The sequence below is a fragment of the Streptomyces flaveolus genome, assembly GCF_044765825.1.
Lineage (GTDB): Bacteria > Actinomycetota > Actinomycetes > Streptomycetales > Streptomycetaceae > Streptomyces > Streptomyces flaveolus.
The window spans coordinates 154,525-173,628 of sequence record NZ_JBIWKU010000015.1; the positions used below are offsets into that span (position 1 = coordinate 154,525).

The 19,104-nt window shown below is 71.9% G+C and carries 26 protein-coding genes; 14 read left to right on the forward strand and 12 right to left on the reverse strand.

What is annotated here, in order from left to right; all coding sequences use genetic code 11:
- Window positions 1-304: 304 nt before the first annotated feature.
- Window positions 305-1,246, forward strand: coding sequence for an NAD-dependent epimerase/dehydratase family protein (locus ACIRG6_RS34075; protein WP_403325542.1), 942 nt, complete (start codon window positions 305-307; stop codon window positions 1,244-1,246).
- A 79-nt stretch (window positions 1,247-1,325) separates the two neighbouring features.
- Here the strand turns inward: ACIRG6_RS34075 and ACIRG6_RS34080 are convergent, their stop codons facing one another.
- The gene (locus ACIRG6_RS34080) at window positions 1,326-1,766 is read right to left on the reverse strand and encodes an SPW repeat protein (RefSeq protein WP_351137678.1); all 441 of its coding nucleotides are present in this window, start codon (window positions 1,764-1,766) and stop codon (window positions 1,326-1,328) included.
- A 195-nt stretch (window positions 1,767-1,961) separates the two neighbouring features.
- Here ACIRG6_RS34080 and ACIRG6_RS34085 point away from each other — a divergent pair, with 195 nt between their 5' ends.
- From ACIRG6_RS34085 to ACIRG6_RS34110, 6 genes are all read left to right on the forward strand, one after another.
- Window positions 1,962-2,150 carry a hypothetical protein gene (locus tag ACIRG6_RS34085; RefSeq protein WP_239767338.1) on the forward strand — a complete coding sequence of 63 codons (189 nt, stop codon included), beginning with the start codon at window positions 1,962-1,964 and terminating at the stop codon, window positions 2,148-2,150.
- 103 nt (window positions 2,151-2,253) lie between these two features.
- Complete coding sequence (locus ACIRG6_RS34090; RefSeq protein WP_403325546.1) at window positions 2,254-2,400, forward strand: hypothetical protein; 147 nt, start codon at window positions 2,254-2,256, stop codon at window positions 2,398-2,400.
- A 218-nt stretch (window positions 2,401-2,618) separates the two neighbouring features.
- Complete coding sequence (locus tag ACIRG6_RS34095) at window positions 2,619-3,509, forward strand: glycoside hydrolase family 19 protein (RefSeq protein WP_364681739.1); 891 nt, start codon at window positions 2,619-2,621, stop codon at window positions 3,507-3,509.
- 30 nt (window positions 3,510-3,539) lie between these two features.
- Window positions 3,540-4,439 carry an oxidoreductase gene (locus ACIRG6_RS34100; protein ID WP_403325549.1) on the forward strand — a complete coding sequence of 300 codons (900 nt, stop codon included), beginning with the start codon at window positions 3,540-3,542 and terminating at the stop codon, window positions 4,437-4,439.
- Between the two features lie 153 nt (window positions 4,440-4,592).
- Entirely contained in the window at window positions 4,593-4,985 is a 393-nt protein-coding gene (locus tag ACIRG6_RS34105) for a VOC family protein (RefSeq protein ID WP_364681735.1), read from the forward strand.
- A 44-nt stretch (window positions 4,986-5,029) separates the two neighbouring features.
- On the forward strand, window positions 5,030-6,109 hold the full coding sequence (locus tag ACIRG6_RS34110; RefSeq protein WP_403325551.1) for an adenosine deaminase: 1,080 nt from the start codon (window positions 5,030-5,032) through the stop codon (window positions 6,107-6,109).
- Here ACIRG6_RS34110 and ACIRG6_RS34115 read toward each other — a convergent pair.
- Window positions 6,091-6,606 carry a mycothiol transferase gene (locus ACIRG6_RS34115; protein WP_403325554.1) on the reverse strand — a complete coding sequence of 172 codons (516 nt, stop codon included), beginning with the start codon at window positions 6,604-6,606 and terminating at the stop codon, window positions 6,091-6,093. The genes ACIRG6_RS34110 and ACIRG6_RS34115 overlap by 19 nt on opposite strands.
- Window positions 6,607-6,631: 25 nt before the next feature.
- Entirely contained in the window at window positions 6,632-7,516 is an 885-nt protein-coding gene (locus ACIRG6_RS34120; protein ID WP_364681730.1) for a LysR substrate-binding domain-containing protein, read from the reverse strand.
- A gap of 128 nt (window positions 7,517-7,644) precedes the next feature.
- Here ACIRG6_RS34120 and mgrA point away from each other — a divergent pair, with 128 nt between their 5' ends.
- Window positions 7,645-8,637: an L-glyceraldehyde 3-phosphate reductase gene (gene mgrA / locus ACIRG6_RS34125; RefSeq protein ID WP_364681729.1), complete on the forward strand. Its 993-nt coding sequence runs from the start codon at window positions 7,645-7,647 to the stop codon at window positions 8,635-8,637.
- 34 nt (window positions 8,638-8,671) lie between these two features.
- Here mgrA and ACIRG6_RS34130 read toward each other — a convergent pair whose 3' ends face one another.
- Window positions 8,672-8,959, reverse strand: a complete 288-nt coding sequence (locus ACIRG6_RS34130; protein ID WP_403325556.1) for a DUF1905 domain-containing protein — start codon at window positions 8,957-8,959, stop codon at window positions 8,672-8,674.
- Window positions 8,960-9,042: 83 nt separating this feature from the next.
- Window positions 9,043-9,423 carry a nuclear transport factor 2 family protein gene (locus ACIRG6_RS34135; RefSeq protein ID WP_239767353.1) on the reverse strand — a complete coding sequence of 127 codons (381 nt, stop codon included), beginning with the start codon at window positions 9,421-9,423 and terminating at the stop codon, window positions 9,043-9,045.
- A gap of 335 nt (window positions 9,424-9,758) precedes the next feature.
- Between ACIRG6_RS34135 and ACIRG6_RS34140 the strand changes: the two genes are divergently transcribed.
- Window positions 9,759-10,169, forward strand: coding sequence for a hypothetical protein (locus ACIRG6_RS34140; RefSeq protein WP_239767355.1), 411 nt, complete (start codon window positions 9,759-9,761; stop codon window positions 10,167-10,169).
- A gap of 27 nt (window positions 10,170-10,196) precedes the next feature.
- Here ACIRG6_RS34140 and ACIRG6_RS34145 read toward each other — a convergent pair whose 3' ends face one another.
- The 3 genes from ACIRG6_RS34145 to ACIRG6_RS34155 form a co-directional block, all read right to left on the reverse strand.
- On the reverse strand, window positions 10,197-11,474 hold the full coding sequence (locus ACIRG6_RS34145; protein WP_403325560.1) for a streptophobe family protein: 1,278 nt from the start codon (window positions 11,472-11,474) through the stop codon (window positions 10,197-10,199).
- An 86-nt stretch (window positions 11,475-11,560) separates the two neighbouring features.
- Window positions 11,561-11,977 carry a PRC-barrel domain-containing protein gene (locus tag ACIRG6_RS34150; RefSeq protein WP_403325563.1) on the reverse strand — a complete coding sequence of 139 codons (417 nt, stop codon included), beginning with the start codon at window positions 11,975-11,977 and terminating at the stop codon, window positions 11,561-11,563.
- Window positions 11,974-12,555 carry a PRC-barrel domain-containing protein gene (locus tag ACIRG6_RS34155; RefSeq protein WP_403325566.1) on the reverse strand — a complete coding sequence of 194 codons (582 nt, stop codon included), beginning with the start codon at window positions 12,553-12,555 and terminating at the stop codon, window positions 11,974-11,976. The genes ACIRG6_RS34150 and ACIRG6_RS34155 overlap by 4 nt, the downstream gene beginning before the upstream one ends.
- Window positions 12,556-12,701: 146 nt before the next feature.
- On the opposite strand from ACIRG6_RS34155, the gene ACIRG6_RS34160 reads away from it, so the two are divergent.
- The gene (locus ACIRG6_RS34160; protein ID WP_350721365.1) at window positions 12,702-13,157 is read left to right on the forward strand and encodes an ATP-binding protein; all 456 of its coding nucleotides are present in this window, start codon (window positions 12,702-12,704) and stop codon (window positions 13,155-13,157) included.
- A gap of 110 nt (window positions 13,158-13,267) precedes the next feature.
- Here ACIRG6_RS34160 and ACIRG6_RS34165 read toward each other — a convergent pair whose 3' ends face one another.
- Window positions 13,268-14,155 (reverse strand): RNA polymerase sigma factor SigF, encoded by an 888-nt coding sequence (locus ACIRG6_RS34165; protein WP_350721391.1) that lies wholly within the window; start codon window positions 14,153-14,155, stop codon window positions 13,268-13,270.
- Window positions 14,156-14,432: 277 nt separating this feature from the next.
- On the opposite strand from ACIRG6_RS34165, the gene ACIRG6_RS34170 reads away from it, so the two are divergent.
- Entirely contained in the window at window positions 14,433-14,825 is a 393-nt protein-coding gene (locus tag ACIRG6_RS34170; RefSeq protein ID WP_308299264.1) for a helix-turn-helix domain-containing protein, read from the forward strand.
- An 84-nt stretch (window positions 14,826-14,909) separates the two neighbouring features.
- Here ACIRG6_RS34170 and ACIRG6_RS34175 read toward each other — a convergent pair whose 3' ends face one another.
- Both ACIRG6_RS34175 and ACIRG6_RS34180 read right to left on the reverse strand, forming a co-directional pair.
- Window positions 14,910-15,512 carry a ClpP family protease gene (locus ACIRG6_RS34175; RefSeq protein ID WP_189233394.1) on the reverse strand — a complete coding sequence of 201 codons (603 nt, stop codon included), beginning with the start codon at window positions 15,510-15,512 and terminating at the stop codon, window positions 14,910-14,912.
- Window positions 15,512-16,168 carry an ATP-dependent Clp protease proteolytic subunit gene (locus ACIRG6_RS34180; protein ID WP_239767367.1) on the reverse strand — a complete coding sequence of 219 codons (657 nt, stop codon included), beginning with the start codon at window positions 16,166-16,168 and terminating at the stop codon, window positions 15,512-15,514. The genes ACIRG6_RS34175 and ACIRG6_RS34180 overlap by 1 nt, the downstream gene beginning before the upstream one ends.
- Before the next feature lie 278 nt (window positions 16,169-16,446).
- Here ACIRG6_RS34180 and ACIRG6_RS34185 point away from each other — a divergent pair, with 278 nt between their 5' ends.
- From ACIRG6_RS34185 to ACIRG6_RS34195, 3 genes are all read left to right on the forward strand, one after another.
- Window positions 16,447-16,929: a VOC family protein gene (locus ACIRG6_RS34185; protein WP_403325570.1), complete on the forward strand. Its 483-nt coding sequence runs from the start codon at window positions 16,447-16,449 to the stop codon at window positions 16,927-16,929.
- A gap of 169 nt (window positions 16,930-17,098) precedes the next feature.
- Entirely contained in the window at window positions 17,099-17,896 is a 798-nt protein-coding gene (locus tag ACIRG6_RS34190) for a VOC family protein (RefSeq protein WP_364681715.1), read from the forward strand.
- A 31-nt stretch (window positions 17,897-17,927) separates the two neighbouring features.
- Window positions 17,928-18,629: a ribonuclease H family protein gene (locus ACIRG6_RS34195; RefSeq protein ID WP_189233390.1), complete on the forward strand. Its 702-nt coding sequence runs from the start codon at window positions 17,928-17,930 to the stop codon at window positions 18,627-18,629.
- Between the two features lie 19 nt (window positions 18,630-18,648).
- Here the strand turns inward: ACIRG6_RS34195 and ACIRG6_RS34200 are convergent, their stop codons facing one another.
- On the reverse strand, window positions 18,649-19,101 hold the full coding sequence (locus tag ACIRG6_RS34200; RefSeq protein ID WP_364681711.1) for an SRPBCC family protein: 453 nt from the start codon (window positions 19,099-19,101) through the stop codon (window positions 18,649-18,651).
- Window positions 19,102-19,104: the final 3 nt, after the last annotated feature.

Consider the following 19,104-nt stretch of genomic DNA (forward strand, 5'->3'; position numbering starts at 1 on the left):
GATCCTCGACGGGCACCCTACGTTCCGCGCGACCGTCCCGGGCCGGGTGCCCTTCGGCGTGCCTCACCGCTTCCGCTGCCCGATGCCCGGCCACTCGCCGGCCGGTGAACTGGCCGGTCACCTCCGGGCCGGACCACCCCGTTCAGCTCGGCTCTCTCATTCCGGGCGACAAGCCGTAACCACTGCCCGAAGGTACCGCTCTTGCTACAGACCATCATGAGAGTTAGAGTCTCTAACAGGAGCGAGGAGCAGTAGCGCGTATCCCTCCTCGCGGCAGCGACAGACCCGAGAAAAGGGGACAGCCATGTCCAGCACGCACACCGTCCTGGGATCCGGCCCCGCCGGTACGGCACTCGCCCGTGAGCTGGTGAGCAGGGGGCATCGCCCCGTACGGCTCGTCGACCGCAGCGGCGGCGGCCCCGCGCCCGAGGGGGTCGAGCGGTTCGCCGCCGATGTGAGCACGGTCGACGGCGCCCGGGCCGCCGTGGGGGACGCGTCCGTCGTGTACCACTGCGTCAACGTCGGCTATCACCTCCAGGTCGAGGTGATGCCCCGCATCCAGGAGGCGGTCCTCGCCGCGGTCGAGGCCGCGGGCGCCCGCCTGATCGTGCTCGACACGCTCTACCCGTACGGCGAGACCGGGGGAGCGGTGATGACCGAGGACAGCCCCTGGCAGGCGACCAGCCGCAAGGGGCGCATGCGCGCCGAACTGGACGAGCGCTACCTCCGCGCGCACCGCGCCGGACGGGTCCGCGTGGCCCTCGGCCGTTCCGCCGACTTCGTCGGCCCGGGCGTGCTCAACTCCTCCCTCGGGGCGACCGTGTTCCCCGGCGCGCTCACCGGTGGGGAGGTCCTCGGGCTCGGCGACATCGAACTGCCGCACAGCTACACAGGCATCCTGGACGTGGCCGCCGGACTCGCCACGCTCGGTGAGCGCCCGGAGGGTGACGGGCGCGTCTGGCACCTGCCCACCGCGCCCGCCGTCAGCACCCGCGAGATCCACACGATGATCGAGAAGCGGGTGGGCCGGACGCTGGACGTCGTGATCCTCGAAGAGGCCCGTCCCTTCGGGCCGTTCGACGAGCAGTTCATGGCCGAGTACGCGGAGATGTTCTACCAGCACACGGAGCCCCAGATCATGGACTCCTCCGCCTTCCAGCAGGCCTTCGGGGTGGCTCCGACACCGCTCACGGACACGGTGGACGCCACGCTGGCCTGGTACGGGGAGTGGCTCGCGAGCCGATGAACACGGACGAGCGCGGCGCGCCGGTTGCGGTGCGCCGCGTCAAGCTGTCCGGCCCTCCTTCCGTGCCGGGCCCGCGCATCTACGGCCTCGGGGCGCTCCTCGCCGCCGTACCGGCGCAGACCGTGCCCAGGATCAGGGCCAGGGCGCCGATGACGATGTTGTTCCAGATGACGCCGGCGTCCGGGCTCGTGCCGACGATCCACGGCGAGATGATCATCCACACGCCCATGGCGCACATGGCCCAGCTGAGGCCGTACATGCGCTCGGGGGCCCGGGTGAACCCGAGGGCGAGCAGGCCGATCGCGATTCCGATGATCAGGTTGTGGGCGACGAGCGCGGGCTGACTCGTGGTGAAGTGGACTATCCACGGGGACACCGCACAGTACAGACCGAGCAGGAACACCGGCCCGTCCACGAGTGCCACGTCGCGACCACCGAGCATGCGGGCGTAGCGCGCCTGCATCTCCGGTGCGTCGGGGTGGCTGCTGATGTCACCTCTGGGGTGCGAGACGTTGGCCATGAGTCGTCTCCTTCGACTTGCCGGGCCGACCGCGTCAGGCGCGGTGCGGTAGCGCCGTATATTTCCCATTCTGCCCTTATTTCGCCCTTATGTGTAGAGCTGGGTGGCCCGTACATGTCTCCCTCGATCGCGGGCATCCGCAGGTGTACGCGAGCGATCGACCGATGTGATGGGACGTGGGAGGTGGCGGCCGTCATGGGCGCGAAGGTGTTGGAGCGTTTTCCGGCGGGGTCTCCGCGCGGGTCGTGGCCGGCGGAGGAGTACGCGGCGCGTCGCCGCGCCGAGGGTGAGCCCGCCACCGTCGTCATGGACCTGAAGACGGACGCCTTCCTGGTGGTTGTCCCCGCCCGCGACGAGGACAGGGCGCGGGCCGGCGCCCGATAGCCCGCGCCGGCTGAGAGGCGCACGGAGGCGGGCCGGCGATCGTCGTCGGCCGCCCGGGGGGACTCCCGGGCACTGCCCTCCACTGAACGCCGGGCAGGCCCGCGTGGGCCCCTGGGTCGACACGGCTCTCACCGTCTCCGACCTGCCCTCCGGTGGTGCGGGGGAGAGCGGCATGGGCGACTGTCACGGCAGACACTCCCTCGGGGCGTTCCGCCGCCGCAAGGCGGTCCTCGACGAGCCGCAGGGGTGACCGGACAGCGGTGCTACGCCAACCCGGCCTGAAACAGGCCGGGTTGAACTGGTCTACACCCTTGACTGGTACAGACCAAAGCGGTTGAGTATGCCTCCACACCCCCCACCACGGCCGCCCCCACGCCTGGCCGGTCCGACCGGCACGCGCGGACAAGGCCCGGCTCCCCCCTGCCCTTGTCGCGGGGAGCGGCCGTGCTCCGCAAAGGAGGCAGACCTGTGCCGAGACGCCGTATCGCCGCCGCCGTGACCGTACTTGCCCTCGCAGGCGCCGTACCCGCCTTCCTGCCGGCCACCGAGGCGTCCGCCGCCGCCTGTTCGAGCTATCCGAACTGGACGGCGGGCAAGTCCTACAACGCCGGCGACATCGTCCGCTACACCGACGGCAAGGCCTACATCGCCGAGCACGCCAACCCGGGATACGACCCGGTCATCAGCACCTGGTACTGGGAGCCGTACGCCTGCGACGGCGGTTCGCAGACGCCGGTCGGGAACTTCGTGGTCAGCGAGGCCCAGTTCAACCAGATGTTCCCGGGGCGGAGTTCCTTCTACACCTACAGCGGACTCACCGCCGCGCTCGGCGCCTACCCGGGCTTCGCCAACACCGGCAGTGACACGACGAAGAAGCAGGAGGCCGCCGCCTTCCTCGCCAACGTCAGCCACGAGACCGGCGGCCTGGTGTACGTCGTCGAGCAGAACACCGCCAACTACCCGCACTACTGCGACTGGAGCAAGCCGTACGGCTGCCCGGCCGGCCAGGCCGCCTACTACGGACGCGGCCCGATCCAGCTCAGCTGGAACTTCAACTACAAGGCCGCGGGCGACGCGCTCGGCATCGACCTGCTGAACAACCCCTGGCTGGTGCAGAACGACGCGGCCGTCGCCTGGAAGACCGGGCTGTGGTACTGGAACACCCAGTCCGGGCCGGGCACCATGACCCCGCACAACGCCATGGTCAACGGGGCCGGCTTCGGGCAGACGATCCGCTCCATCAACGGCTCCCTGGAGTGCGACGGCAAGAATCCCGCGCAGGTCCAGAGCCGGGTCACCACCTATCAGCGGTTCAGCCAGATCCTGGGCGTCCCGCCGGGCGGCAACCTGTACTGCTGAGCCCCGCCGGGCGTGTGCGAGACTCCGCCGATGGCCTCGGAAACGATCACCGCGGAGTCCGCGGGCACCTGGCAACTGGGCGACCTGCCCGTCAACCGCGTCGGCTTCGGAGCGATGCGGCTGACGGGCAGTGCCGCCTTCCACCTCGGCACGCCGAGCGACCGCGCGCGGTCCCTCGCCGTCCTGCGCCGGGCGGTCGAACTCGGCGTCAACCACATCGACACCGCTGCCTTCTACTTCTCGTCGCTGCGCTCCGCCAACGAACTGATCAACAGTGCGCTGGCGCCGTACCCCGACGACCTCGTGATCGTCACCAAGGTCGGTCCGTACCGCGACTGGTCGGGGGAGTGGGGCACCTCCGCCCGCCCCGAGGACCTGCGCGCCCACGTCGAGGAGAACCTGCGCCAGCTCGGGCGCGACCACCTCGACGTCGTCAACCTGCGCCGCATGGGGCAGGACTCCATCGCCGAACACTTCGGCGCCCTCGCCGAACTGCGCGAGGCGGGCCTGATCCGCCACCTCGGCCTCTCCGACGTCGAGCCCCGCCACGTCGCCGAGGCCCAGGCCATCGCGCCCGTCGTCTGCGTCCAGAACCGCTACGGCCTCGGCTTCCACGACCCCGCCACCGACGAACTCCTCGCCCTGTGCCGGGACCAGGGCATCGCCTTCGTGCCGTTCTACGCCATTGCCGGCGAGGCGGGCCCCAAGGGCGCCGGCACCGCCCACGAGGGCGAGGTCCGCGCCGTCGCCAGGGCCCACGGCGCGAGCCCCGCGCAGGTAAGGATCGCCTGGACGCTGCACCAGGGACCGAACGTGCTCGCCATCCCCGGTACCGGCGACCCCGCCCACCTCGCCGAGAACGTGGCCGCGGGCGCCCTGCGCCTGACCGAGGCCGAGCTGGCACGGCTCGACGGCGCCCGCACCGGCTGACACGGACGGCTGTCGCGTACGGGCTGCGACCCGCCGGCCCGGACCGCGCGACGCCCGTCAGCCGGGCCGGTGGGGCGAGGACTGGCGTCCGGGAAGTTTTACGTATAACCTCACCCGTCAATCGCCCGTCCCCACCCGTCCCGAAAGGCCGCGATGAGACGCATCGCCCTGGTCGCCCTCGTCGTCGACGACTACGACGAGGCGATCCGCTTCTACACCGAGGCCCTCGGATTCCGGCTCGCCGAGGACGCGCCCCGGCCCGACGGCTCCCGCTGGGTCGTCGTCGAACCCGGCGCTGCCGGGCAGGGCACCGCACTGCTGCTGGCCCGCGCCGAGGGCGACGCCCAGCGTGCCCGGATCGGCGACCAGACGGGCGGGCGCGTCGGCTTCTTCCTGTACACCGACGACTTCGCCCGCGACCACGCCCGGATGACCGCCGCCGGCGTGACCTTCCTGGAAGACCCCCGGCACGAGCCCTACGGCTCGGTCGCCGTTTTCCAGGACCTGTACGGCAACCGCTGGGACCTGCTCCAGCCCGCCGCCTGACCTGACCCGAAATCGCGCACAGACCCGCCGAGGAACCGCCGCACATGTCATCTACGCGCATAGACAACGACACCCTCCGCCGCCTGCCCAAGGCGGTCCTGCACGACCACCTCGACGGCGGCCTGCGCCCCGCGACCGTGGTGGAGCTGGCCGGGTCCGTCGGCCACACCCTGCCCACCACCGACCCCGACGAGCTGGCCGCCTGGTACTACGAGGCCGCCAACTCCGGTGACCTGGTGCGCTACATCGCCACCTTCGAGCACACCCTCGCCGTGATGCAGAACCGCGAGGGCCTGCTGCGCACCGCCGAGGAGTACGTGCTCGACCTCGCCGCCGACGGCGTCGTCTACGGCGAGGTCCGCTACGCCCCCGAACTGATGACGAACGGCGGGCTGAGCCTCGCCGAGGTCGTGGAGACCGTCCAGGAGGGACTGGCCGCCGGCATGGCCAAGGCCGCGGCGGCGGGCACGCCCGTCCGCGTCGGGACCCTGCTGTGCGGCATGCGGATGTTCGACCGCACCCGCGCCACCGCCGACCTCGCGGTCGCGTTCCGGGACGCGGGCGTCGTCGGCTTCGACATCGCCGGGGCCGAGGACGGCTTCCCGCCCGCCGACCACCTCGACGCCTTCGAGTACCTGCGCCGCGAGAACGTGCCGTTCACCATCCACGCCGGTGAGGCCCACGGGCTGCCCAGCATCCACCAGGCCCTCCAGGTGTGCGGCGCCCAGCGCATCGGTCACGGCGTGCGCATCACCGACGACATCCCGGACCTCGCGGGCGGCAAGCTCGGGCGTCTCGCCGCCTGGATCCGCGACCGCCGCGTGGCCCTGGAGATGTGCCCGACCTCCAACCTCCAGACCGGCGCCGCCACCTCCATCGCCGAGCACCCGATCACGGCGCTCAAGGACCTCGGCTTCCGGGTCACCCTGAACACGGACAACCGCCTCGTCTCGTGCACGACGATGACCCGGGAGATGTCCCTCCTCGTCGAGCACGCCGGCTGGACCGTCGCGGACCTGCGCACGGTCACGGTGAACGCGCTCAAGAGCGCCTTCATCCCGTTCGACGAGCGCAAGGCCCTGATCGAGGACGTCGTCCTGCCGGGTTACGACGCGGCGCTCTGAACGAGCCCGCGCACATAGGCGGCCTGTCCGACGTGCTGGAGATCGTCGGACAGGACGCTGACCAGCCGCACGCCCAGCGTGACCGGTGGATCCCAGTTGTCGTCCACGACCCGCTCCAGGTCCTTGGCGGCCAGGGAACGCAGGGCCCCGAGCGCCTGCTCGTGCACGGCGTCGTAGTACCCGGTCAGCAGGTCGGCCGAGTCGACCCGCACCTTGGCGACCTTCGCCGGGCTGTGGCCGTACCCGGTGTCGCGTCGGGGCAGGTCCAGCCCGAAGCGCTTCTCCCAGTCCTGGGTCAGCCACACCTGGTCGAGCCCGAAGGCGTCCGCGATGTGGTCGTCCTGGACCCGGGTGAGGTGCCAGACCAGCCAGGCGACGGAGTTGGCGTCGTCGGCGGGGCGGGCGTTCAGGCCGTCGGGGTCCAGGCCCTCGACGGCGGCGTGGACTTCTTCCTGGATGCGGCCGTAGCCCTCGATGAGGATGTCCTTCGCATGCATGGGACCACCATCGCGCAGTCCGCCCTCACGCGCTCCCCGTTTCCAGCAGCCCCATCAGCGCGCGGGCCGCGGGGCTGGTGGCCTGCGCGGGCGGCAGCAGGGCGATGGTCTCGTACGCCGCGTCGCCGGAGTCCTTGAGCGGCAGTGAGGCGAGGGAGGCCCGCTTGTGCCGGAAGTGGCGCGGGACGACCGCGATGCCGAGGTTCTCGTCGAGCAGGTCGAGCAGCCCGTGCACGTCGTTCACCTCCAGCGCGACGGTCCGCCGTACGCCCGCCGCCGCGAAGGCCGTGTCGGTGACGCGGCGCGGGCCCCAGTCCGGGTGGAAGTCGACGAAGACCTCGTCGGCGAGATCGCGCGGGGTCAGCACCGCGCCGCCCCTCGCGAGGCGGTGGTCGGGATGGCACAGGACGGTCATCGGCTCGCCGGCCAGTGAGACGGACCGCAGTTGCTCCGTGTCCGCCTGCGTCCGGTAGGCGAAGGCCAGGTCGAGCCGCCCGGCCGCGACCTCCTCCGCCAGCTCGCCCGAGCCCGCCTGCCGCAGCCGGATCTCCACGTCCGGGTGCCGGCGCCGGAACGCGGCCAGCAGCCCCGCCACCGGCACGCCGGCGATGCACTGTTCGGTCCCCAGCGACAGCGTGCCGCGCAGCACGCCCTGCACCGCGGCGACCGCCTCGTGGGCCGACCGCACCTGTGCCAGGATGCGCTGTGCCTCGCCCAGCAGCGCCCGCCCGGCCTCCGTCAGCGTCACCCTGCGGGTGGTGCGCACGAACAGCGGCGCCCGCAGCTCACGCTCCAGCGCCCGGATCGACGCCGACAGGCCGGACTGGGACACCAGCAGCCGTTCGGCCGCGCGGGTGAAGTGCTGGTCCTCGGCGACCGCCACGAAGTGCTGGAGATGGCGCAGTTCCATGATTGAGAAGCGTAGCCGCTGAATACCATCGGATTCTTCTGTTGGACCTCTGCCCGCAGGTCACGACAGAGTGGGGTGCGGTTCCGCCCAAGCCCCGTACCTCGGGGGCCAACCCCTCTGGAGTCGCGTTGTACACCGCACACCCCGACCGCTACGCGGACATGCCCTACCGGCGCACCGGACGCAGCGGCCTGAAGCTCCCCGCGCTCTCGCTCGGCCTGTGGCACAACTTCGGCCCGGACCGCCCCGTCGCGACCCAGCGCGCCATCCTGCGCCGCGCCTTCGACCTCGGGGTCACCCACTTCGACCTCGCCAACAACTACGGCCCGCCGCCCGGCTCCGCCGAGTCCGCCCTCGGCGAGGCCCTGAAGGCCGACTTCGCCCCGTACCGCGACGAACTGGTCATCTCCACCAAGGCCGGCTACCTGATGTGGCCCGGCCCGTACGGCGAGTGGGGCTCGCGCAAGTACGTGCTGTCCTCCCTCGACCAGAGCCTGACCCGCATGGGTCTCGACTACGTCGACATCTTCTACTCGCACCGCCCCGACCCGGAGACTCCCCTGGAGGAGACGATGGGCGCCCTGCACACGGCGGTCCAGCAGGGCAAGGCGCTCTACGTGGGCGTCTCCAACTACTCGCCGGAGCAGACCCGCGAGGCCGCCCGCATCCTGGCCGGCCTGGGCACCCCGCTGCTCATCCACCAGCCGCGCTACTCCCTGCTCGACCGGCGCCCCGAGACCAGCGGTCTCCTGGACGCCCTGGACGAGCTGAAGGTCGGCTCCATCGCCTACTCCCCGCTGGAGCAGGGCCTGCTCACCGGCCGCTACCTCGACGGCATCCCCGAGGACTCGCGCGCCGCGAGCGACAGCCCCTTCCTGAACTCCGACGCGCTCACCGGGGAACTGGTCGGCAAGCTGCGCGCGCTGGACGAGATCGCCAAGTCCCGCGGCCAGTCCCTGGCGCAGATGGCCCTGGCCTGGGTGCTGCGCGAGGGACGGGTGACCTCGGCCCTGGTCGGCGCGAGCAGCCCGGGCCAGCTGGAGGACAGTGTCTCGGCCATCGGGAACCTCGCCTTCGCCGCCGACGAACTGGCCCGGATCGACGCGATCGTCACCCGCTAGGTCGTCTCCGGCCCAGGGCGGCCGGGCCCCACGGTCACGTTCCGAGCCGTTCCGCCGGCCGGACCGTGACCGTGTCGCCCTCCTCCTTGCCGACGGCCCGGCGGATGTCCGCCGTCACCGGCGGCTTGTGCGTGCCGTCGCCCAGCGCCATGAAGGAGCCGCGGACGGCGTGCCCGTCGACCGTGCCGCGGACCTCGACCGGAGCGCGGGTGCCGAAGAACTCGGCGGACTCCGGCCGGACGAGATACGTCCGGGCGCCCTTGTCGGGGCTCTTGCGCAAGACGGCCGTGAATTCCTCGTCCAGCTCCTGGTTCGTGGACATGGTTCCTCCGCTCCCGGGGGCCCGGCGCCCCGTTTCCCGGTAGACCCCCGGCAGCCGCGGAACTCGTCGCGGACGGCGTGGCCTCACGCCCCCGCGGGCACCCGGTCCAGGAAGCCGTACACGGCCCGGATCCGCCCCTCGCCGTCCAGCGTGATCACGTCGGACCCGGCCACGGGCGCCGAGCCGTCGGCCCCGTTCACCAGCTCCCAGGAGAAGCGGGCCGTGTCGTGGTGCCCGTCGACGGCGCCGGACAGCCGGAAGACGAATCCCGGGAACTGCTCGTGGGCCGCCGTGATCACCGCGGCGATCTGCTCGTGGCCGCGCACGTCGGCGAGGGGGTCGGTGTAGCCGCCGTCCGCCGTCCAGGCCGCGGCGACGGCCTTGGCGAGGGCGTCCGGCCCGGCGTTCCAGGCCTCGAAGTAGCGGGCGACGGCGTCCTCGTGACGGTGAGTGGGTGCAGACATGGCGAATCAGCCTCCATCGAGGGGTACGTGCTGGTCAGGGACCGGATGCCGGCTCGGCGACCCGGTACCGCAACCATGCCCGCGGCCGGCCGGAGCCGTCGATTACCTCGGGGGTCATGACGCAGGCCCCGGCCGCTCGTCACGTTTCGGCCAACAGCCGCCGTGAATATGCCAGGAGACTGGCCGGAAATTCATGGTGACAGTGGTTCAGCAGTGAACATACTCACCTCTAGGGCGTCTCACACCATGCGACAGCGTCCTCACGCACCGCACACGAGCCGCACGGACGTCATGCCCGACCGGCAGGCGAACCGGGCGACGGGGGGAGGGGAGCAGTGCACGACGAGTTCCTGTGCCATGTCACCGCCTACGGCGTCTGCGACGGCCGGCGCGTCGGCGTACCCCTGGGCACCTACCGGGCTCCCACGCTCGCCCTCGCCCTGTGGTGGCTGCGCGACCGCGCGTCCTGGATCGCGACGCGCCTCGACCCGCAGCCCGACTCCCCGCACTTACCGCGCGGCGCCCTGACCCCCGTCGCCGACGACGCTCCCGACGTACCGCGTGTCCTGCGCCGCTGGTGCGCGGACGTCGTCCAGCAGGAGCTGGTCGCCGACGAGCTGGCCGCGGGGCGCCTGGTGCGCATCGCCACCAGCGACGACACCACCGAGTACGAACTGCTGGCCGAGTCCGTCGACGCGCTGCGCATGCAGCGGGCCGCCCCGCCGCTGGTCGTCCCCGTCGCCTGAGCCGGCGCCGCGTGCGGCAGCGGGACCCTAGACCGAGCCCGCCCGGGCCGCGCCGCCCCTGGCGCGCACCCCTCGCGCGAGCAGCGCGCCGAGGAAACCGGCGACCAGGCCCCACAGCAGGGCGAGGCCGACCGCGCCCCACAGCCGCGGACGCAGGAACAACCGACCGGACAGTCCTCCGCCCAGGTCGCCGATGCCGAGCACCGACAGGCCGTAGTACGCGGAGAGCCGGCCCACCGCGCAGATCATGAGCACCGTGAGCGCCAGCGCGACCGCCAGGTGCACCGCGTGCCGCCAGGCCGGCGTCCCGGCCGGGGAGCGGGCCGCCGCCAGACACCCGGCGGCCAGGAGCAGCACCACGGCCGCGACCAGGAGCCACCACATCCGCCCGTCCCGCTCGGTGAGCGTGCCCAGATTCACCGTGGAGACGTCCGGAGTGCGCAGCACCTCGTCGAGCACCCGCGGCATCGGCAGCCCGAAGGGTCCCTCCACCCGCCCGTTCCAGGTGGCGCCGAGGCCGATGGTGAGCGCCGGCCACGCAAGGTTCGGCAGACCGAGCAGCAGCACGGCGAAGGTATCCGCCGGATGCCCCCGGGTACCGGCGACGACCAGGCCGATGACGACACCGACGACGACGTACGCGAGCAGCAGCGCCACCATCGCGTACGCCACCGGCCGCACCGACGCCTGGAAGCGCAGCAGGCGCCCCGGCAGCGGCGCCCCCCGCGACACCAGCAGGGCCAGGACCAGCACACCCGCCAGCCACAGCAGTCCGAACAGCACGGTCAGCGGCACGTCCGTGGTGAAGCCGATCCGCGGGGTGATGCCGAACAGGTCACCGAGGTCGTCGAGCACCCCCTCACCGAGCGACACCTCGAAGGTCTGCCGCGAGGCGAACGCCAGTCCCAGGAGGGCGAGCAGCCACAGCACGGCGATGCGGCCGGCCCAGCCGGCCAGCTCCCCGGCACCGGCGACCGCCCGGTGACGCAGCGGCCGCAGGAACCCCGCGGCGATCACCAGCGCCCCGGCCAGCGTGACGGACAGCGGCATCACGGTCAGCCCCGCGTCGGTGCCCGCGAGCCCCCCGGCGTCCCCGGACAGCTCCAGCGAACCACCCACGGCGGCGACGACCGTCGCCGTGACGACCCGGGGGAAGGCGTTGTCGGGCAGGTCCGTCGCGCCCGCCGCCCACAGCCCGAACGCGGCCACGGCTCCCATGGCGGCCAGCCCGGCCAGCACCGTGGCGAGGGCCTGCGCCCAGCCGTGACGGGCCACTGCCGGACCGGAGGGGGTTCGCGCACTCACGCAGCCACGCTAAGAGGCACCCGCGCGCCGCGCCCTCCCGGCGGGGCCGTCCGCGTCGGCCGCGCCCGGCCGCCCCGCTTCCCGGCTCAGCCCGCCCGGACGACGAGCGCGTGGTCGCCGAGGCCCATCATGCGGCCGGCCGACAGCTCGCCCCGCGTGGTGAACAGCGCCAGGACGCGGGCGCTCCGCGGATCGAACGCCACGTCCAGCACCGTGCCGTGCTCGACGCCCGCCTCGGTCAGCACCCGTCGGCCCAGCAGGTCGTGACCCGGCGGCACCACGTCCGGCGCGGTCACCGGACCGACCCGCACGGCCCCCGGGCCGAGCGACCGCACCGCCTCCCAGGCCAGCACCGTCTCCCCGCGCAGACGGCCGGTGCGGAACCGCAGGTGGCTGACCACGCCGGAGGCGGCGTCGACCGTCAGGGACGTCACGACACCCAGCTTCCGGCCCCCGTCCCGGCTCAGCACGGGAAGCCCCCGCACCTCGGTGAACAGCATCACGACAGCGCGCCCCGCCGGCTGCCGGGCACACCGCCGACCAGGGCCGTGAAGCCCGACAGGTCGTCGGCCACGTGCCGCACGGCGTCCACGGGAAGGACGAGCGCCCGGCCGGCGACCGTCAGCGTCTCTCCCCGCGCCACGTACACCTTGCGCCGGTGACGGGGCGGGCCCGGCGCGAACCGTTTGCTCGCCGCCACCCGGAAGCCGACGACCCGCCCGCCGGTGCCGCCCTCCACCACGACGTCGAGCACGGTGCCGACCTCGGTGCCCGCGTCCGTCAGTACGCTCGCCCCCAGCAGCCGGGCGCGCAGCGTCTCCTGGTGCACCATCAGCAGCGCCGTGCTGACCAGACCCCGCCGGTCGCGGACCATCACCGCGTCGTGGCCGAGCGCGTACACCGCCGACCACGGAAGCCCCTCCTTCATCGGCCCGGACAGGCCCCGGCCGCTCAGCGTGAAACCCGTGATCCGCCCGGCCGCGGCGTCGAAGACGGTGTCCTTGACATGGGCGATGGCGTCCCCGCCCAGGGTGACCACCGGCCGGGTGGTGAGACTGCGCGCGCCCATCAATTCGTTCATCGCACACCCTTCCCGTAATCTCCGGGTTCCCCGGGTGACTGTGACGATTCCCGCACTGCGAGGAGAGGTGGACTGCGACGCCGAACCCGGGGTACGAGGACTCGTGCAGTAGCGTCCGGCCAGTCCGGCTTCCGAGAGAGAAACGCATGACCGAATACCTGGACGGGGCAGTGATACCGACTGGCTTCGACGTACCCGTGGAACCGCTGAGGCGCGCGGCCCACTACACCGGCGAGCCCGGGTGCATCGCGGAGGCGCGTCACCTCGCCTCGGTCTTCCTCGACCAGCTCAGGACCGAGTGGTGCGCCACGATCGGCCGGCGGGCCGACGGCGCGGTGCTCCTGGTGGTGAGCGAACTGGTCACCAACGCCGACCGGCACAGCCAGGGGCCGTACATCCTGGAGCTGGAGGGTACGGACGCCTCCGTGACGGTGACCGTCTACGACAGCAGCGGCGCCGTGCCCCGGCGTTTCCCCCGTGACCCCGAACGCGTCGGCCGGCACGGACTCGAGATCGTCCACGCCCTCGCCGAGGCGGTCGTCGTCGAGCGGGTGCCGGTGGGCAAGCGGGTGAGCGCGGTGGTGCGCCTCACCGAGGAGTGACCGGCGCGCCGACCCACCGGCACATCAGAGCACCTCGAAGAACACCTCGATCGAGAGAAACGAAGCACCCCGGGGCTGCGAGCAACCCCGGGGTGGTGTCGTCGTCGGTGTCAGGCGCAGCCCAGCTCGCCCAGCATGCCCTCGCGCAGCCGGGCGATGATCCGCTTGATCAGCCGGGACACGTGCATCTGCGAGCAGCCGAGCTGTTCGCCGATCTCCGCCTGGGTGGCCTCCTCCACGAACCGCATGTGGATGATCTGCCGGTCGCGCTCGCTGAGCTCGGCCATCAGCGGGGCGAGCGAATGGAAGTCCTCGACGAGCCGCAGCCCGTCCTCCTCCACACCGATGAAGTCGGCCAGCACCGACTCGCCGCCCTCGGGGCCGTCCCCGGTCAGCGCGGCGTCCAGCGAGGAGGAGTTGTAGCCGTTGGACGCGATCTGGCCCTCGACCACCTCTCGCTCGCTGATGTTCATCAGTGTGGCGAGCTCGGCGACGGTGGGCTCACGGTCCAGCCGGCTGGACAGCTCCTCGCGGGCCTTGGCCAGCTCCACGCGCAGCTCCTGGAGCCGCCGCGGCACGTGCACCGCCCAGGTGGTGTCGCGGAAGAACCGCTTGATCTCACCGACGATGTACGGCAGCGCGAAGGAGGTGAACTCGACCTCGCGGGACAGCTCGAACCGGTCGATGGCCTTGATCAGACCGATCATCCCGGTCTGGACGATGTCCTCCATGTCGTCGCCACGGCCGCGGAACCGGCCGGCGGCGAACCGCACGAGCGACATGTTCATCTCGATGAGCGTGTTGCGCGCGTACTGGTACTCGTGCGTGCCCTCTTCGAGCTCCGTCAGGCGCTGGAAGAACTGACGGGACAGCTGCCGTGCGTCACGCGGGGCCACGGTGCGCGGGTCCACGACACCCGGCAGTGACCCGTCGTCCGTCCCGCTCTCGGTGGTCTTCCCGACGACCTGCGCTTCCGGCCGGATCACGGCGGTCTCCATTACCTCTCCCACGAACGTCACGGTTTGGGCGTCTCCCCAGATTCTTACCGTTGGCGGGTACCCGGGCCGCGCCCGTCCATGCCACCCGGTTTCACGGGTGGCGCGAATGCGGTGACCGCGGCGTCGTCGCGGGGTGCTGTGTCTGCTTCCAGACTAGGCCGGTCAGCGGCGGGCGGCACCCGGGCGCGCCTGCCGCGGAGGCCGTTGTCCGGCGGATTTTCCTGTGGGCGGAATGCCGTGCCCTTCCCCCCGGCCGCCGGACTCCTAGGCTGTACGCGTGACCAGCCACGTGCCGAACGAAGCCCGCGTCATTCCCCTGCGCCCGCCGGCCGCGCGCCCGGAGGACCGTCCCGCCGTCAGAGAGCCCCTGTGGCGCGATCTGGTCGGCGACGTCCTGCGGCGTGAACGCCTGGCCCAGGAACGCACCCTGAAGGACGTCGCGGAGACCGCGCGCATCTCGATGCCGTATCTGTCGGAGGTGGAACGCGGCCGCAAGGAGGCGTCGTCGGAGGTCCTCGCCGCCGCCGCGGGCGCCCTCGGCATGGGCCTGGGCGACCTGTTGGCGCGGGCCCAGGGCGAGCTGATCCGCCTCACCGCGCGGCACACCGGCGCGGGTCACGGCCGCGGTGCCTCCGGCGCCCGGTACGACGGGATGTGCCTGGCCGCCTGACGGGGTGTTCCGCCGTCCGGCCCGGTGCCCCACGACGTCACGGTCGTCGTGGGGCACCGGGCCCACGTCTCACACCCGCACCGCTCACACCCTCACGAGGCGTCGGCTGAGCACCTCGTCGGCCAGCCCGTAGGCCACGGCCTCCTCGGCGGTGAACACCTTGTCGCGGTCCATGTCCGCGCGCAGCGTCGCCGGGTCGTGCCGCGTGTGCCGGGCCAGCACCTCCTCGACCTGGGAGCGGATCCGTACCATCTCCTTGGCCTGCAGGGCCAGATCGGAGACCGTGCCCTGCCGTCCGCCGCTGGCCGGCTGCCCGAGCAGCACCCGCGAGTGCTCCAGCACGAACCGGCGCCCCGCGTCCCCGCCGGCCAGCAGCACGGCCGCCGTGGAGGCCGCCTGCCCGACGCAGAACGTCGAGATCGGCGCCTGGACGAACGTCATCGTGTCGTAGATCGCCATCAGCGACGTGAACGAGCCGCCGGGGGAGTTGATGTAGATCGCGATCTCGCTCTCCGGGGCCGACGACTCCAGATGCAGGAGCTGCGCGATGACGACGTTGGCCACGCCGTCGTCGATCTCGGTGCCCAGGAAGATGATCCGCTCCGACAGCAGCCGGCTGAACACGTCGTACGACCGCTCGCCCTGCGGGGTGCGCTCGACGACGTTCGGAATCGTGTAGCTCCCCATCACTGCAACCCCATCCTGCGTCGCGAAGCGGCCGGGCGGACGTCCGCGAGGGACTCCACCACCCGGTCGACCATGCCGTACTCCCTGGCCTCCTCGGCCGTGAACCAGCGGTCGCGGTCGCCGTCCCGGGAGATCGTCTCCGGGCTCTGGCCGGTGTGCTCGGCGGTGATCCGCTCGATGGTCCGCTTGGTGAACTCCAGGTTGTCCGCCTGGATCTCGATGTCGGCGGTGGTGCCGCCGATGCCCGCCGACGGCTGGTGCATCATGACCCGCGCGTTCGGCAGGGCGTACCGCTTGCCCGCCGTGCCGACGCTGAGCAGGAACTGCCCCATGCTGGCGGCGAACCCCATGGCGAGCGTCGCCACGTCGTTGGGGATCAGCCGCATCGTGTCGTAGATGGCGAGCCCCGCGTGCACCGAGCCGCCGGGGCTGTTGATGTACAGGCTGATGTCGGTGCGCGGGTCCTCCGCCGAGAGGATCAGCAACTGTGCGCAGACCCGGTTGGCGGAGACCTCGTCGACCTGTGTGCCCAGCAGCACGATGCGCTGTGCGAGCAGTTGCGCGGCCAGATGGTCGTCGAACCGGGTGGCAGGGGTGTCGCCCTCCTCCGCGCGGGGCAGCGTGGCCGGCGCGGGGCCGGTGGTGAATGGAGACATCGGCGCTCCTTGTCGATGTGTCGATGTGGCGATGTACCGAGTGGTCGGGTCGTCGAGGACGTCGTGAGCGGCTGGTGCGCCGCGGTTCCTCCACTCTCGGCCCGGGGCCGGCCCCCGCGGGGATTTCTCTGCCCGCGGCAGATTCGCCGTGAGCAGAGCGCGCACACGGCCGGCGGGGGGGCGTCGCGGAAACATTCGGCGCGACGACCGATGAGTTCCGGGGCCCGCGCCGGTCGACAGTGGTGACCGCGTTCCACACCCGCGCCCGGGAGGTATTCATGACCACCGACGGATTCACCACGTGTCTCTGGTTCGACGGCCAGGCGGAGGAGGCCGCCGAGTTCTACGTCTCCGTCTTCAAGAACTCGGCCCTCGGCGCCGTCACCCACTGTCCCGAGGGCGCGCCCGGCACCGCCGGCACCGTCCTGACCGTCGACTTCACGGCCAACGGCCAGAGGTTCGTCGCCCTCAACGGCGGGCCCCAGTTCACCTTCAACGAGGCCGTCTCCTTCCAGGTCATGTGCGAGAGCCAGGAGGAGGTCGACCACTACTGGGCCAAGCTCGTCGAGGGCGGCGGCGAGCCCGGACCCTGCGGCTGGCTCAAGGACCGGTTCGGCGTGTCGTGGCAGGTCGTGCCCGCCCGGATCGAGGAGATGTTCCGCGACGAGGACCCGGCCAGGGCCGCGCGTGCCTTCAAGGCGATGATGTCGATGGGCAAGCTCGACATCGCCGAGCTGGAGAAGGCGTACGCGGGACAGTGAGGCCCCGCCGCCGTGCCCGGGCACGGCGGCCCGCATCCGGCCCGGCCAAGGACCGCGGCGCTCGGCGCGCGGGGCCGGGCCGAGATGACTAGCGTGAGGAAACGGACCTCTCACTCCGTCCCCACCACCACAACCATCCGGCACATCCAGCAATGCGGAGGCGGCAGTCATGGCCGTGCAACCCGAGGGAGCCCCTTGTTGGGCCGACGCGATGTTCAGTGACGTCGAAGGGGCCAAGAGCTTCTACGGCGACGTCCTCGGCTGGACCTTCGGCGAGTCGTCGTCGGAGTACGGCAATTACACCCAGTGCTACGCGAACGGCAAGGCGGTCGCCGCGGTTGTCCCGCCGCCGCCCGGCCAGGAGGACCAGTCCCAGTGGTGCCTCTACTTCGCCTCCCCGGACGCCGCGGCGACCGCGGGGCGTATCCGCGAGGCCGGCGGCGAGCTGCTGATGGAGCCGATGCAGGTCGGTGACTTCGGCACCATGTGCCTGGCCCGCGACCCGAGCGGCGTCGTGTTCGGCGTCTGGCAGGCCGGCACCCACGAGGGCTTCGAGGCGATGGCCGAACCCGGAGCGTACTGCTGGGCCGAGGTCTTCACCCGCGAACCCGACAAGTCGGACGCGTTCTTCCCCGCCGTCTTCTCCTACGGGGCGAAGCAGATGGAGGACGAGCACGTGGACTTCCGCCTCTTCGACCTGGGCGACCGCCCCGTCCTGGGCCGGATGCGGATGACGGAAGAGTTCCCGCCCGAGGTGGCGCCCTACATCAACGTCTACTTCACCGTCGCCGACTGCGACGACGCCGTGGCCCGCGCCACCAAGCTCGGCGGTGTCCTGCGCTTCGGCCCCATGGACACCCCGTTCGGCCGCTTCGCGGCGCTCAGCGACCCGCAGGGCGCGAGCTTCTCCGTGATCGACATCACGAAGACCGAGGGGGAGATGCCGAACCTCAAGCCCGTCTCCTGAGGGCCGTCCGGGCACCCGGCCGGACCATGGCATGATCGGGGCCATGCGTGAACGTGTGGTGGCCGCGTGCGACGGGGCTTCGAAGGGAAACCCGGGCCCGGCGGGCTGGGCCTGGGTGGTGGCCGACGCGTCGGAGGTGCCGGCCCGCTGGGAGGCGGGTCCGCTCGGCCGGGCCACCAACAACGTCGCCGAACTCACCGCGCTGGAGCGCCTGCTGGCGTCGACCGACCCGGATGTGCCGCTGGAGGTCCGCATGGACTCCCAGTACGCGATGAAGGCCGTCACCACCTGGCTGCCCGGCTGGAAGCGCAACGGCTGGAAGACCGCCGCCGGCAAGCCGGTCGCCAACCAGGAGCTGGTCGTCCGCATCGACGAGCTGCTCGACGGCCGCTCGGTCGAGTTCCGCTACGTGCCCGCCCACCAGGTCGACGGCGACAGGCTCAACGACTTCGCCGACCGTGCCGCGAGCCAGGCGGCCACCGTCCAGGAGCCCGCGGGCAGCGGCCTCGGTTCGCCCGAGCCGCCGCCCGCACCGGACGTCCCGGCGGCGAGGAAGGCACCGCGCCGCGGACCGGGAACGGCCCGCAAGAGCGGCGGTGCCTCCGCGCGCACCATCAAGGCGAAGTTCCCCGGGCGCTGCGTGTGCGGCCGTTCGTACGCCGCAGGGGAGTCCATCGCCAAGAACGACCAGGGCTGGGGTCACCCGGAGTGCCGCACGGCGGCGGCCGGATAGCCCTTCCCGGTCGCGGGGGTCAGGCGACGGTGCCGCGCCAGCCGCCGGTCTCCCGGCCGCGCGCCTCGATGAACCGCTTGAACCGCTCCAGGTCGCCCTTGGTCTGCCGCTGCACGACCCCGAGCTTGTCACCGACCTTCTCGGTGACGCCTTCCGGCTGGAACTCCATCCGGAGCATCACCTTGGTGCGGTCGTCGTCCAGGCGGTGGAAGGTGACCGCACCGGCCTGCCGGGTCTCGCCGGACACCGTGGTCCACGCGACCCGCTCGTCCGGGATCTGCTCGGTGATCTCCGCGTCGAACTCCCGGTGGACGCCGTCCACGCTCGTCACCCAGTGCGTGAGGGTGTCACCGCGCTGTTCGATGCGCTCCACCCCGTTCATGAACTCGGGGAACGACTCGAACTGCGTCCACTGGTTGTAGGCGGTGCGGACCGGAACGCCGACCTCGATGGACTGCTCGACCTGCGACACGCT

Excerpts from the sequence above, each read along its gene's own strand:
- ACIRG6_RS34190 (WP_364681715.1), top strand. The coding sequence starts at position 17,099 with ATGGCCGTGCAACCCGAGGGAGCCCCTTGTTGGGCCGACGCGATGTTC.
- ACIRG6_RS34185 (WP_403325570.1), top strand. The coding sequence starts at position 16,447 with ATGACCACCGACGGATTCACCACGTGTCTCTGGTTCGACGGCCAGGCG.
- ACIRG6_RS34160 (WP_350721365.1), top strand. The coding sequence starts at position 12,702 with ATGACCGAATACCTGGACGGGGCAGTGATACCGACTGGCTTCGACGTA.
- ACIRG6_RS34130 (WP_403325556.1), bottom strand. The coding sequence starts at position 8,959 with ATGTCCACGAACCAGGAGCTGGACGAGGAATTCACGGCCGTCTTGCGC.
- ACIRG6_RS34155 (WP_403325566.1), bottom strand. The coding sequence starts at position 12,555 with ATGAACGAATTGATGGGCGCGCGCAGTCTCACCACCCGGCCGGTGGTC.
- ACIRG6_RS34180 (WP_239767367.1), bottom strand. The coding sequence starts at position 16,168 with ATGTCTCCATTCACCACCGGCCCCGCGCCGGCCACGCTGCCCCGCGCG.
- ACIRG6_RS34115 (WP_403325554.1), bottom strand. The coding sequence starts at position 6,606 with ATGCATGCGAAGGACATCCTCATCGAGGGCTACGGCCGCATCCAGGAA.
- ACIRG6_RS34085 (WP_239767338.1), top strand. The coding sequence starts at position 1,962 with ATGGGCGCGAAGGTGTTGGAGCGTTTTCCGGCGGGGTCTCCGCGCGGG.
- ACIRG6_RS34165 (WP_350721391.1), bottom strand. The coding sequence starts at position 14,155 with ATGGAGACCGCCGTGATCCGGCCGGAAGCGCAGGTCGTCGGGAAGACC.
- ACIRG6_RS34100 (WP_403325549.1), top strand. The coding sequence starts at position 3,540 with ATGGCCTCGGAAACGATCACCGCGGAGTCCGCGGGCACCTGGCAACTG.
- ACIRG6_RS34080 (WP_351137678.1), bottom strand. The coding sequence starts at position 1,766 with ATGGCCAACGTCTCGCACCCCAGAGGTGACATCAGCAGCCACCCCGAC.
- ACIRG6_RS34120 (WP_364681730.1), bottom strand. The coding sequence starts at position 7,516 with ATGGAACTGCGCCATCTCCAGCACTTCGTGGCGGTCGCCGAGGACCAG.
- ACIRG6_RS34135 (WP_239767353.1), bottom strand. The coding sequence starts at position 9,423 with ATGTCTGCACCCACTCACCGTCACGAGGACGCCGTCGCCCGCTACTTC.
- ACIRG6_RS34105 (WP_364681735.1), top strand. The coding sequence starts at position 4,593 with ATGAGACGCATCGCCCTGGTCGCCCTCGTCGTCGACGACTACGACGAG.
- ACIRG6_RS34075 (WP_403325542.1), top strand. The coding sequence starts at position 305 with ATGTCCAGCACGCACACCGTCCTGGGATCCGGCCCCGCCGGTACGGCA.
- ACIRG6_RS34110 (WP_403325551.1), top strand. The coding sequence starts at position 5,030 with ATGTCATCTACGCGCATAGACAACGACACCCTCCGCCGCCTGCCCAAG.
- ACIRG6_RS34175 (WP_189233394.1), bottom strand. The coding sequence starts at position 15,512 with ATGGGGAGCTACACGATTCCGAACGTCGTCGAGCGCACCCCGCAGGGC.
- ACIRG6_RS34195 (WP_189233390.1), top strand. The coding sequence starts at position 17,928 with ATGATCGGGGCCATGCGTGAACGTGTGGTGGCCGCGTGCGACGGGGCT.